Origin of the sequence: Negadavirga shengliensis (genome assembly GCF_042652345.1) — a bacterium.
Classification (GTDB): domain Bacteria; phylum Bacteroidota; class Bacteroidia; order Cytophagales; family Cyclobacteriaceae; genus Negadavirga; species Negadavirga shengliensis.
Map to the genome: position 1 here is coordinate 96,330 of NZ_JBHSJJ010000019.1, position 13,944 is coordinate 110,273.

The following is a 13,944-nucleotide window of genomic DNA, read 5'->3' on the forward strand; positions in this document are numbered from 1 at the left end:
ATAACCGCGGATGAAAAATCAGCGCAGATCCGCACATCCGTGTCATCTGCGGTCTATTCTTGAGGAGTGAACAGTGACGGGAATGGAACACGGATAACGCTGATCAAGCTGATAACCGCGGATGAAAAATCAGCGCAGATCCGCACATCCGTGTCATCTGCGGTCTATTCTTGAGGAGTGAACAGTGACGGGAATGGAACACGGATAACGCTGATCAAGCTGATAACCGCGGATGAAAATCAGCGCAGATCCGCACAATCCGTGTCATCTGCGGTCTATTCTTGAGGAGTGAGCAGCGACGGGAATGGAACGCGGATAACGCTGATCAAGCTGATAACCGCGGATGAAAAATCAGCGCAGATCCGCACATCCGTGTCATCTGCGGTCTATTCTTGAGGAGTGAGCAGCGACGGGAATGGAACGCGGATAACGCTGATCAAGCTGATAACCGCGGATGAAAAATCAGCGCAGATCCGCACATCCGTGTCATCTGCGGTCTATTCTTGAGGAGTGAGCAGCGACGGGAATGGAACGCGGATAACGCTGATCAAGCTGATAACCGCGGATGAAAATCAGCGCAGATCCGCACAATCAGTGTCATCTGCGGTCTATTCTTGAGGAGTGAACAGCGACGGGAATGGAACGCTGATAGCGCTGATCAAGCTGATAACCGCGGATGAAAATCAGCGCAGATCCGCACAATCCGTGTCATCTGCGGTCTATTCTTGAGGAGTGAGCAGCGACGGGAATGGAACGCGGATAACGCTGATCAAGCTGATAACCGCGGATGAAAAATCAGCGCAGATCCGCACAATCCGTGTCATCTGCGGTCTATTCTTGAGGAGTGAGCAGCGACGGGAATGGAACGCGGATAACGCTGATCAAGCTGATAACCGCGGATGAAAAATCAGCGCAGATCCGCACATCCGTGTCATCTGCGGTCTATTCTTGAGGAGTGAACAGCGACGGGAATGGAACACGGATAACGCTGATCAAGCTGATAACCGCGGATGAAAAATCAGCGCAGATCCGCACAATCCGTGTCATCTGCGGTCTATTCTTGAGGAGTGAGCAGCGACGGGAATGGAACGCGGATAACGCTGATCAAGCTGATAACCGCGGATGAAAAATCAGCGCAGATCCGCACAATCAGTGTCATCTGCGGTCTATTCTTGAGGAGTGAACAGCGACGGGAATGGAACGCGGATAACGCTGATCAAGCTGATAACCGCGGATGAAAAATCAGCGCAGATCCGCACAATCAGTGTCATCTGCGGTCTATTCTTGAGGAGTGAACAGTGACGGGAATGGAACGCGGATAACGCTGATCAAGCTGATAACCGCGGATGAAAAATCAGTGCAGATCCGCACAATCAGTGTCATCTGCGGTCTATTCTTGAGGAGTGAACAGCGACGGGAATGGAACGCGGATAACGCTGATCAAGCTGATAACCACGGATATCCCAATAGGACTGGGCAGTGTGACCCCGCCCAGGGCGGGTCAGGCCAGCTCAAGCTGTACCCCGCTTCCAGCCAGCGCGGATCAATGTTCTATTCAACAAATCCGGGGTCATGTTTGTAAGAAAAAGAAATATAAAGACCAGGTTTAATATTTACTCTATTAAAGATGCTACGACACAATCTCCTCCTGATCTACCGGAACTTCAAAAGGTTTAAAAGCACCTTTTTTATTAATCTTATCGGTCTCTCTACCGGATTAGCCTGCGCCCTATTGATTTTTCTTTGGATAAGAGATGAATTGCGTGTTGACAAATTCCACAAAAGGGACAGCCAGCTCTATCTGGTGATGTATCACCAGGCATTTTCTGAAGGCGTCATTACAAGTGATAAAACACCCGGCCCTCTCTCAAAAGCACTGGCAGCAGAAATCCCCGAAATACAACATGCCGTCACCACTTCCTGGATTGAACCCTACACGCTTTCCGTCGAAGATGAAAATTTAAAAGCAAGGGGAATCTATGCCAGCGAAGACTATTTCAATATATTTTCTTATGACCTCATCCAAGGGGATCGAAACCAGGTGCTGAAAGATCTTTCATCCATCGTGATTTCCGAAAGTCTGAGCAGGAAGCTGTTTTCCACCACAGAAGACGTGATCGGCAAGATGGTAAAATTTGAGCAAGAAGCACTTTACCAGGTAACCGGTGTCTTTGAAGACGTGCCATCCAATTCCTCCCGGCAATTCGACTTTGTGCTGTCATTCGAAGCGTTTGAAAAACGCAATCCTTGGACGTTGGACTGGAATGCCTCGGGGCCGTATACTTATGTGATCATCAATGAAACAGCGGATATCCGTTTAGTGAATGAAAAAATCCTTGATTTTGCCACCAAAAGAAGGGAAGAGGGCGCAGCCATTGATCTATTTCTAAAGCCCTATTCCGAAAACTATTTATATGGCCACTATGCAGGAGGAAGACAAGCCGGAGGTAGAATAGAATATGTCAGGCTGTTTTCTGTCATCGCTATTTTTATCCTGGTCATCGCCTGTATCAACTTTATGAACCTTTCCACAGCCAAAGCCACCAGGAAGCTAAAGGAAATAGGCATAAAGAAAGCCATAGGTGCGGGCCGGAAAGCGCTGATTTCCCAATACTTGGGGGAATCGATATTAATGGCCTTTTTATCCCTGATCACGGCGATTCTGCTTGTAGCGCTTTTGTTACACCCTTTCAACGAACTAACGGGAAAGCAACTTGTGCTCCATTTTGACGCATCCCTCGCCGCGTCCGTGTTTGGCATCACGCTCATTACCGGAATGGTCGCCGGTAGTTATCCTGCTTTGTACCTTTCCGGTTTTGATCCGGTCAAAGTACTTAAAGGCAAACTTACCACTTCCACAGGGGAAGTTTGGGCACGAAAAGGAATGGTGGTATTTCAGTTTTCGATTTCGGTCATATTGATTGTTTCAGTGATGGTAGTTTTTAAACAGATAGAATTTGTGCAAAACATACACCTGGGATATGAAAAGGATAATGTCATCTATTTCAAAAAAGAAGGAAGCCTGACAGAAAAACCGGAAACTTTTCTTTCGGAAGTGCGAAGTATGCCTGGAATAATAAGTGCATCAAGTATGGGACATAATTTACTGGAACATACCATGGGTACAGGTGGACTGGAATGGGAAGGGAAACATCCGGATGATAAGATTCATTTTGAATACATGTTTGCGGATTATGAAATGATGGAAACCCTGGGTATGGAGATGTTAGAAGGCAGAATGTTTTCGAGGGCCTTTACATCCGACAGCACCGCGATCATATTGAATAAAGCGGCTGTTGAATTCATGGGGATTGGGGATCCGATAGGCAAACGGATCAGATTGGGGGGTGATGAAAGGGAAATTATCGGCGTGGTAAAAAATTTTCACTTCGCCTCCCTTCGTGAAGATATAAAACCTTTATTTCTAACCCTCGCGCCAAACTTGACTTGGCATATTGTGGCGAGAATCGACAGAGAACGGCAAAAAGAAGTCCTTAACAGATTGGAGGCATTATATGTGGCCTATAATCCCGGTTTCGCGTTAGATTACAGATTCCTGGATGAAGACTACCAGGCGCTCTATACCGCAGAGCAGCGTGTTTCTACCTTGTCCAGGTATTTCGCGGGACTGGCCATTCTGATATCCTGTCTGGGTTTGTTTGGCTTGGCAGCCTTTACAGCCGAAAGGAGGAGGAAGGAAATTGGAATCAGGAAAGTGATGGGAGCCAGCGAGTGGAAAATCATGGAACTTCTTTCCGGTGATTTCGCCAAAATGGTACTGCTGGCCATTGCGATAGCGCTGCCCATCAGTTTCTACATGACCCAAAACTGGCTGGATAATTTCGCCTATAAAATAGACCCGGAATGGTGGTATTTTATCGGAGCCGGTTTGCTGACCATGTTGGTTGCTTTGGCGACCGTGAGTTTCCAATCCATCAGAGCGGCCTTGGCCAATCCGGTTGAGTCATTGCGCTCGGAGTGAGCAGCAGGATGCTTTGGAATAAAAATCGAAAATCACAAAATTTTCATTACTTATTAAGTTATACAGCATGCTAAAGAACTATCTTAAAATCGCCTGGAGAAACCTATGGAAAAACAGGTTTTACAGCACGGTTAACATCGCCGGGCTTACCGTAGGATTGACCGTAGGAATGCTTGTTTTTCTTTGGGTGAAAAATGAGTTTGGCCATGACAGGTTTCATCGTGATACAAAGAACATTTACCGGATACTGTCCAATATGGGAAGTGGAGACAGCAGGCAGATATGGTCCAATTCCCATGCCCCGATAGCCACTTTTGCCAAAAGAGAAGTGCCCGAAATCAGAGAGGCCGTCCGTATTAGGGGCAACTGGAATTATTCCATCTTTAGATACGGGGACACGCAATTTACAGAAACAAACAAGTGTTATGTAGACCCTTCGTTTTTCACTTTCTTTGATTTCAAACTGATAAAGGGCAATCCTGAATCCCCTTTTCAGGGCGATCATTCCGTAATCCTCACGGCTTCAACGGCCAAACGCTATTTTGGTGAGGAGGATCCGATAGGAAAAGTATTGCAAGCCAACAACAAGGAGTTTTTCGAGGTTACAGGCATATTAGAAGATTTCCCGGAAAATTCCAGCATACGATACGATATGTTGTTTCCCATGGATCTTTACGCAAAGCTGTTTACAGGAAACGGGGAGTGGAAAACCATAGAAGAGGATTGGGGAAATTTCATGTATACCACTTTTCTAAAGTTGAACCCTGAAACGGCAACAGCCATCGTTGAAGATAAACTTGCGCAGGTCTTGCGCAACAATTACAGGGATATCGGTATAGACGATCCCTATACTTTACAGCCGCTGGCCAATATGCATCTTTACAAAACCGACGGGAGTGAGGGTTTGATGCAGATTGTCAGGATATTTCTGATTGTAGGTATGGTCATTCTTGTGATTGCCTGCATCAATTATGTCAACCTGTCGACGGCCCGATCCATGCTTCGTGCCAAAGAAGTAAGTTTAAGGAAAATCGTTGGTGCGGGAAAAGACCAGTTGTTTGCCCAGTTTATTGTCGAAACAGTGATGGTTTTCTTTTTTGTTACGGTGTTGTCGCTCTTATTGGTGTACTTGCTGATGCCTGTATATAATGTTATTGCGGGCAAGAACATGGTTTTTCGTCTAACCGATCCTTCTATCTGGGCCATTGTAGGCGTCACTGTGCTTTCTACTTTGACCCTGTCAGGTATTTATCCTTCTTTGTTGTTGTCCTCGTTCGATCCGTTGAAAGCAATGAAAGGAAAGCTTTCCACCGGAATAAGTGCGAACGTTTTCCGTAAAACATTGGTAATAACCCAGTTTGTTTTTTCAACAGCACTGATCTTTGGCACCATGATCATTGAACATCAATTGAATTACATCCAAGAAAAAGAACTGGGATACGACAAAGAGCATGTTTTTACCTTTGAAATGAGGGAAATGCAGCCACATGCCCCGGCTGTCAAAGCAGAACTGATGAAACACCAAGGGGTTAAGGGTGTAACCTGTACGAACGACGATATCGTACATCTCGGGGGCACTACCGGCGATACCGATTGGGATGGGAAAGCTCCCGGACAGGCATTTTTTATCCATCCGTTGACCATAGATGAGGATTTCCTTTCGGTATTAAAATTGGAGCTCGTCGAAGGGGAAGGATTTACAGGTATAGCTTCTGATTCCGCGCATTATATCCTTAATGAAACCGCTGTAAAGGAAGCAGGTATTACTGATCCTGTTGGTCAGCGTTTTAGATTGTGGGATACCGAGGGAACGATTATCGGCGTGGTCAGGGATTTCCATTTTGCTTCCCTAAAGCAGCGGATAGAACCAGCTATTTTCCGGTACCACCCGGAAAATTATGGCATGTATGTAAAAACTACAGGGAAAGATGCTCCGGCGGTTCTTTCCGAGGTGGAAAAATTGTGGAAGCAATATAATGCGGATTTTCCTTTTGAATATACATTTCTGGATGACACGTATGATAATTTGTACAAAGCGGAACAGCGTATCGGGATGCTGTTTAAACTTTTTTCCTTTGTGGCGATCTTTATTTCCTGTCTGGGCTTGTTCGGATTAGCTGCCTATATCGCCCAGGTAAAAACCAAGGAAATCGGTATTCGCAAAGTGTTGGGAGCAAGCGTGACCGGCATCATAGGACTATTATCCAAAGATTTCATAAAACTCGTGTTGGCGGCCATTATCATAGCTTCCCCTATTGCTTGGTGGGCCATGAGCAGATGGCTGGCCGATTTTGCCTACCGCATCGATATCGAATGGTGGATGTTTGGCATAGCTGGACTGATGGCAGTAGTGATTGCCTTGCTGACGGTGAGTTTCCAATCTGTAAAGGCGGCGCTGGCGAATCCTGTTGAGTCACTGCGGTCGGAGTGAGGTGATGGGGTGATTTAGTGATCGGTGATTTAGTGATGGGGAGATGGGATGATTTAGTGATCGGTGATCAATAATCTGGTGATCAATGGATAAAAACAGAAATAGATGTAAACAAGCAGTATATAAAAAATGACCTTGGCATGTTAAGAAACTATTTCAAAATCGCGGTGAGAACTTTGATAAGCAACCCGTTCTATAGCTTTATCAGCATACTGGGACTGGTACTCGGCATGAGCTGCAGCCTGGTTATCGGGCTGTGGGCCTTTCAGGAAGGCAGCTTTAATGATTTTTTTCCGGAAGGAGACCGGATTTACAAGGTGAGGATCAATTATTTGTTCAACGGTGAGCTGATGACGAACACCCTCACCCCTGCTCCATTGGCGGAGGCTTTGAAAAGTGAAGTGCCTCCAGTGGAATATGCCGCCGTGTATGCGGATTGGGGGCCACGGCTCTTAATCAAGGACAACAACAACTCCATCCGGGAAAACGGAATTTTCGCTTCTGATGACTTTTTCAATATATTTCCCGTAGAGGTGATAGCGGGAAATCCTGTAAAGGCCCATGGTTCCAGTGACCAGGTGGTCATTTCCCGCAGCGCGGCTGACAGATTATTTAACGGCCTTCCTGCAATAGGGGAAAACCTGATGATGGAGGACGTGGAGGGAAAACTAAAAACCTATGTAGTGGGTGCGGTCATTGAGGATATTCCCGTAAACAGTTCCATTAAGTTTGACTGGGTCATCAATTTCAGAGAGATAGAACAGTCCTGGATGGGCTGGGGCAATACTTCCTATTATACCTGGGTGAAGGCAAGGCCCCATACTGCCATTGAGGATTTGGAGTCCTCCGCCAAGGCCGTTTATCCCAAATACAGCGACTTCAAAGATAATTACCCCGTTTTTCAGCCGCTTGCAGACGTTCACTTGTATGAAGTGTTTGAAAACGGAAAAGCGGTGGGTGGAAGGATAACACTCGTCAGGAACCTGTTACTGATCGGATTCCTGACCCTGTTGGTTTCCTGCATCAATTTTGTCAGTTTGGTCACCGCCAGGGCCAGTGCTAGGGGAAAAGAAATAGGGATCCGAAAAGTGATCGGCGCGGACAAGCGGACTTTATTTACCCAGTTTGGAAGTGAGTCGATGCTAATCGCCACGCTATCCCTATTCATCACCGTCATTGCAACGGTCACGCTTGCCTTACCGCTTTTTAATGCTTATCTGGGTACACAACTGGCTTTGGATTGGGGTAGTTACGGATTTTGGGGGCTTCTGGCAGCCATCTGGATCTTGGCCACCATCATGTCCTCTTTGTACCCCTCATTCTTCCTGGCCGGTTTGCCGGTGTTCAATGCATTGAAGCAACAGGTGAAACCGGGATTGAGCGGCGTGTATTTCAGGAAAGGACTGATCGTCTGTCAATTTTGCATAACCGCATTGTTCATAGCGGGCATTTTGGTGGTGTACAGCCAGCAGGAATATGTAAGGCAAAAGGATTTAGGGCTTGACAGGGAAAATGTGTTGTATTTGTCGTTGGAGGGTGAATTATACCATAACCTGGAGGTACTGCGGCAGGAAGTCCTGAAATCCCCTTCCGTGGTTTCGGCAACGGTGGCCACGCATCTTCCCATCAACATCCAGGCATATTCCGGGGACCTGGCTTGGCCTGGAAAGGATCCGGGGTTACAAACAAAGATCTCGGCAACCTGGGTGGGATATGACTATACCAAAACCATGGGAATATCCCTCGCTGCAGGCAGGGAATTTTCTCCCCTGCATCTGGGTGATTCCACGGCTTATTTGGTCAATCAGGCTGCTCTGGATATGATAGGGCTGGAAGAGGACCCTATAGGCGCTGAGATTTCCTTTTGGAACGGCTCCGGTCCCATAGTCGGTGTGATGGAAGACTTTCATCTACAGTCTCTGCATTCTCCCATCACGCCGCTGATCCTGGTACTGGAGCCGGAGAATGCTTCCTACCTCCTGGTAAGATCTGCTGAAGGACAGCTGGAACAGGCAATAGCAGATCTCAGACAGGTCACGGAAACGATCAATCCGGAATATCCCTTTGAATATCATTTTCTGGATCAGGAATACGAGCGGCTCTATCTGTCCGAACGGATGATCAGCCGGTTGATTCTGGTTTTTGGAATTGTGGCCATTGTCATATCATGTCTGGGATTGTTGGGACTGACTGCCTTTACCGTATCCAGAAGGGTGAAGGAAATCGGGATCCGAAAGGTGCTGGGGGCTTCCGTCTTGGAGATTACAACCCTTCTGGCCAGAAGCTACCTGAGCCTAATCCTGCTGGGATGGCTGATTGCCTTGCCTGTTTCTTCCATGGTACTGAATGGCTGGCTGGCCAACTTTGCCTACAAAATAGAATTGACCTGGTGGTATTTTGCTTCGGCAGGGTTTATCACGCTGGTGATCGCGTTGTTGACCGTGAGCTTCCAGTCCATCAGAGCGGCCTTGACGAATCCTGTGGAGTCACTGCGATCGGAGTGAGCAATGGTGAATTCCCGGATTCCAATTATCCTTGTAAAGAACTAAAATTAAAAAAATGAAAACAAGACCTCGCTTCCGGTTTATGATGTTGATAGGTATCCTGTTCCAGTTTTCGGGCAATGCTGTTGCTCAGGATTGGCCAGGCATAAGGGATTCCCTTTATTCAGATGTTTTAAAAGAACAGCGGGTGATCCAGGTAATTCTACCAAAAGATTATACACCTGATTCCAATGAAAAATATGAGGTATTGTATATTCTTGATGGAGAATGGTATATGGAGCAGGTTCCGTTCATTTATAATTTCGCCATGAATGCCGGTTATGTGCCTCCAAGTATTTTTGTGCTTATTCCAAATACCTATGTAGATAATGTAAATCTGCGCGACAGGGACTTTTCACCTTCCAGAATCAACAATGCGCCAAATCTCGGAGGAGCGGATAATTTTCATTCATTCCTTAAGAACGAGCTTATTCCACATGTTGAGAGAAAATATCCGGCAAACGGCCAAAAAACATTATTGGGAAGCTCTTTTAGCGGCCTGTTTGCGGTATATGCCTTTGTGAAGGAACCCGGTCTTTTCCAATCTTACGTAGCATCTGATCCCAACCTGAACTGGGACAATGGTTATGTAAGCAAGCTGGCTTATGAAAAATTGCCGGATTTTTCAGGCATCACCAGTACACTGTTTATAGCAGGCCTTGATCAATCATTCGGGAATATGGGCATTGAGGCTATGGACGCCGCGCTTCAGGCCAAAGCGCCCGAAAGTTTACATTGGAAATGCATTCCCTATACTGATGAAACACATTATAGCGTACAGCACAAAGCCTTCTACGACGGTCTAAGGTTTTCTCATTTTGGTTATAGTACAAAACCGCCGGAATATCATCCCATGAACGGGATATTGGAAAAGGATAAGGCTTTGAAAGTGTTTATTTTAAATGAAAACCCTGCTGTCCGGTATACCATAGATGGTTCTGAACCTACTCCCGCATCAGCAATGATGAAACGTGGCAACATACTTACTTTATCAGAACCTACCCAACTGAAAATAAGATCTTTTACAAACAGGGTACAATATGAGCAGACCTCACAGGGCTCCTTTATAACAGACGGGTTGATACCCACAATAATAAATTCGAAAACGGCCAAATCCACACAATTAAATTATGCTTATTTCGAAGGGGATTGGGAAAAAGTTCCTGATTTTAGAAAATTGAAACCGCTACAATCAGGGATGATTGACAAGGATTTCCAAATAAACAAACTCACGGATGAGAATGCCGCTTTTCTCATTGAAGGCCCTTTCGAGGTCTTTGAAGACGGGTACTATATTTTTGTTGTGGATTCAGAAAATGGCTCTAAATTATTCGTCGGGGACCAATTGGTTATTGATCGCGATGGTGTTGTCAGCAAAACCATGCAGTCTTTTGCTTTGCCTTTGAAGAAGGGGATATATCCTGTCCGGTTGGAATTACTTAGAAAAAAAGGAGCACGGGATCTTCATTTTTCTGTTTACCAAACCAAGCCCGGAAATGATCAATGGTGGCAGACAGAGTTTTTCAGGTTTTAAATACCATAAAATGCCCGTTTTATGAAAAGACGGCTTCCAAGTTATCAGAGTGGCAAAGGCAAATTTTGTTGTCTTGGTTGTTCAGGAACGGCGTTCCTGTTGTCAGGGTTGTGCAATAAACGAGGCGTACGCCTACTCCAAGCGCTATGCCTGCCTCTCTCTATTGGCTTTAGCATTCTATTATCGTCATTCTCCCAGTAAGTATTCTGGGTTAACCGTTCCGCTTTAGCGGACGGGCGACCATCGGTTCAAAAGAAGTCCTGTATACCCAGCGAATCATAAATTCAAAAATTGCTCGCTATCGCACATTTTTGTTCGAAAATCTGACCGTTAAAAAAAGAGAAAAGGCTTTTATGGCGTTTTTTAGGAGCTTTTAAGCTGGTACGGTAGTAGATAGATGTTTTGTTGCCTTATAAAGTTTTAAACCCACACGGATATGCTCCGACACAACCTCCTCCTGATCTACCGGAACTTCAAAAGGTTTAAAAGCACCTTTTTTATCAATCTCATCGGGCTGTCCACGGGACTGGCCTGTGCCTTATTGATTTTTTTGTGGGTGAGGGATGAATTAGCGGTTGATAGGTTCCATGAAAAGAATAGCCGGATTTTTCAGGTGATGAAAAACTACACGGATTCTCAGGGAATCAATACGGGTGAGAACACACCTGGCCTGCTGGCAAGGGCTTTGGCCGAAGAAATGCCGGAAGTGGAAAATGCCGTCTCGGTTTTTCCTCCGGCTGACTATACCTTTAAAGGTGTACTTTCCCTGGAAGATGTCCATGTGAAAGCAAGATCAAAGTTTGCGGATAAGGATTTCTTCCAGATTTTCTCCTACCCTCTTCTTCAGGGAGACAAAGAGCAGGTATTGTCTGACCCTTCTTCTGTGGTGATATCTGAGGATCTTGCTATGAACTTATTCGATACCAGTGACGACGCGATAGGGAAAAGAGTGGTGTGGAATGGGGAAAGGCATAGCGGGGATTTTTTGATTGCCGGTATTTTTGAAACGCCGCCCTCCAATGCTACCATCCAGTTTGATATTGTTTTCAGTTATGATTTGGTGTTTGACCTATTCAATGGTTTTGAAGGATGGGGAAACAATGGGCCAAGCACTTACCTCATTTTAAAGGAAAATACCGACGTTGCCGGTTTTGATGATAAAATAGTCAACTTCGTTAAATCAAAAGATCCAGAGGCTCCTACTACCCTATTCATCCGGCCTTATGCTGACAGATACCTGTACAGCGACTATGAAAATGGCGTATTGGTAGGAGGCAGAATTGAATACGTACGGCTGTTTTCCATCATTGCCGTTTTTATCCTGATGATTGCCTGTGTCAATTTTATGAACCTGTCCACTGCCAAAGCCTCCCGGAGGCTCAAAGAAATAGGCGTGAAAAAAGCCATCGGTGCGGATAGGAAAACGCTTTTCACCCAATACCTGGAAGAATCCATGCTGCTTGCCCTGGTGTCACTGATGGTGGCGACCTTTTTAGTCACGCTTTTCCTTCCTCAGTTCAACAATTTAACCGGAAAGCAACTTTCTCTCCATTTCGATAGCCGACTTATCTTTTCGATGGTAGGAATTACCCTCTTCACCGGTTTTTTCGCAGGTAGTTATCCGGCTTTGTACCTTTCCGGGTTCAGTCCGGTCAGCATATTGAAAGGCGGGGGTATCTTCAGTAAAAGCTCGATAGGAGAACTTTGGGCACGAAAGGGGTTGGTGGTTTTTCAATTCACCGTATCGATCCTTTTGATCGTGTCCGTATGGGTAGTTTACCAGCAAATGAAATTTATACAATCCAAGCACCTGGGATTTGATCGGGAAAGCGTCATTACCTTTACCGCAGAAGGTAAACTCGCAGAAGAAACTGAAACCTTCCTGTCGGAGATCAAAAAAATACCGGGCATTATCAATGCCGCTTACATGGATGGAGACCTCATCAGTATGCACAACGGTACGACCGGTGTGTGGTGGGAAGGTAAAAACCCGGATCACATTGTTGATTTCGGAATGTTAAGAACGGGGTATGATTTGGTGGAAACATTGGGTATTGAATTAAAAGAAGGGCGTTCCTTTTCCCGGGACTTCATGGCCGAAAGTTCGAAAGTCATCTTTAATGATGCCGCTATTGAAAGCATGGGGCTCACGGAACCGGTGGGGAAAACCGTTACCGTTTGGGGCGAAGAAAAACAAATCATTGGCGTGGTCAAAAATTTTCACTTTGAATCGTTCTATGAAAATGTAAACCCTTTCTTTTTCATGTTTTCAAACCGTGCCCACCATATGCTGGTTAAAGTCAATGCAGGTACAGCAAAGGAGACCCTTGCACAATTGGGCGAATTTTATCAGACGTATAACCAGGGCCTCCCTTTTGATTACCGGCTTCTGGATGAAGATTATCAAGCCCTCTATATAGCTGAACAACGTGTCTCTGTCTTATCACGGTACTTTGCCGGTCTGGCGATTATCATTTCCTGTCTCGGCCTATTCGGACTGGCTGCTTTCACAGCCGAACGAAAAATCAAGGAAATCGGTATCCGGAAAATCCTGGGATCCAGCGAATGGAAGATCGTCAAACTGCTGTCCAGTGATTTTGCCAAAATGGTACTGCTGGCCATTGTCATAGCGCTGCCCCTCAGTTTCTACATGACCAAAAACTGGCTGGATAATTTCGCCTACAAGATCGATCTGGAGTGGTGGTACTTTATCGGAGCTGGGGTGCTGACGCTGGTGATCGCTTTACTGACCGTGAGCTTCCAGTCGGTGAAAGCCGCGCTGACGAATCCGGTTGAGTCCCTGCGATCAGAGTGAAGAGGGACGGAATCCCGGAAATCAGGATGGATTGTTTGAGAATTGAGTAGCGACGAAAATGGAACGCGGATAACGCCGATCAGGCTGATAATCACAGATAATCCGCGCAGATCCGCGTCATCTGCGTTCTATCCTTATCGAAGAATCAAGTTGAACCACGATCTATAGTCCATCGACTATGGACTAAATCACAAAAGTCCTCTCCTGACTTCGACACTGGGACACCCAAGCCTAAAAGTCGAACAATTTTGCCAGTTTTTTTTGACTTTCATTCAAAAGGAGGGTCTTTCTAAATTTTTTACCCGTTGATTTGAGCTGGATTTCTACCGTATAGATACCTGGCTATTTCAATCGCTTTTTGGGGAGAAAGTTTTGCTTCCTTCTCGAGAAGTTGCCTTTCAAGCTCTTTATACACTTTGTAGGCTACGAAAGCTATACTTATGTGGGCTTCTATTCTCCTTTGTTTATAATGGTAAACCGGTCTTACTTTGATGTCGCTTTTGGCAATCCTGAAAGCCTTTTCTATTTTCCAAAGGTTGTTGTAGTTCTCTATCACCTGATCCTTGTCAAGGCCCGTATTGGTGATGTAGCCTTTGAGCCCGTCCCATTTCCCGTCCTGTTCAAACTTGTTCATGTCCA

5 protein-coding genes and 1 pseudogene are annotated in these 13,944 nt (G+C 45.7%); 5 read left to right on the forward strand and 1 reads right to left on the reverse strand.

Annotation, left to right across the window (positions count from 1 at the left end):
* Window positions 1-1,627: 1,627 nt before the first annotated feature.
* The 5 genes from ACFPFU_RS22960 (at window position 1,628) to ACFPFU_RS22980 (ending at window position 13,305) form a co-directional block, all read left to right on the forward strand.
* Window positions 1,628-3,982 carry an ABC transporter permease gene (locus ACFPFU_RS22960; protein ID WP_377068575.1) on the forward strand — a complete coding sequence of 785 codons (2,355 nt, stop codon included), beginning with the start codon at window positions 1,628-1,630 and terminating at the stop codon, window positions 3,980-3,982.
* A 67-nt stretch (window positions 3,983-4,049) separates the two neighbouring features.
* Window positions 4,050-6,413 carry an ABC transporter permease gene (locus ACFPFU_RS22965; protein WP_377068577.1) on the forward strand — a complete coding sequence of 788 codons (2,364 nt, stop codon included), beginning with the start codon at window positions 4,050-4,052 and terminating at the stop codon, window positions 6,411-6,413.
* Window positions 6,414-6,553: 140 nt separating this feature from the next.
* Entirely contained in the window at window positions 6,554-8,917 is a 2,364-nt protein-coding gene (locus ACFPFU_RS22970) for an ABC transporter permease (RefSeq protein ID WP_377068579.1), read from the forward strand.
* Between the two features lie 55 nt (window positions 8,918-8,972).
* Complete coding sequence (locus ACFPFU_RS22975) at window positions 8,973-10,490, forward strand: alpha/beta hydrolase-fold protein (protein ID WP_377068581.1); 1,518 nt, start codon at window positions 8,973-8,975, stop codon at window positions 10,488-10,490.
* 436 nt (window positions 10,491-10,926) lie between these two features.
* Entirely contained in the window at window positions 10,927-13,305 is a 2,379-nt protein-coding gene (locus ACFPFU_RS22980) for an ABC transporter permease (protein WP_377068583.1), read from the forward strand.
* Between the two features lie 231 nt (window positions 13,306-13,536).
* Here ACFPFU_RS22980 and ACFPFU_RS22985 read toward each other — a convergent pair.
* Window positions 13,537-13,944, reverse strand: a pseudogene (locus tag ACFPFU_RS22985) (IS1634 family transposase); the annotation flags it as partial.

Excerpts from the sequence above, each read along its gene's own strand:
- ACFPFU_RS22980 (WP_377068583.1), top strand. The coding sequence starts at position 10,927 with ATGCTCCGACACAACCTCCTCCTGATCTACCGGAACTTCAAAAGGTTT.
- ACFPFU_RS22975 (WP_377068581.1), top strand. The coding sequence starts at position 8,973 with ATGAAAACAAGACCTCGCTTCCGGTTTATGATGTTGATAGGTATCCTG.
- ACFPFU_RS22965 (WP_377068577.1), top strand. The coding sequence starts at position 4,050 with ATGCTAAAGAACTATCTTAAAATCGCCTGGAGAAACCTATGGAAAAAC.
- ACFPFU_RS22970 (WP_377068579.1), top strand. The coding sequence starts at position 6,554 with ATGTTAAGAAACTATTTCAAAATCGCGGTGAGAACTTTGATAAGCAAC.
- ACFPFU_RS22960 (WP_377068575.1), top strand. The coding sequence starts at position 1,628 with ATGCTACGACACAATCTCCTCCTGATCTACCGGAACTTCAAAAGGTTT.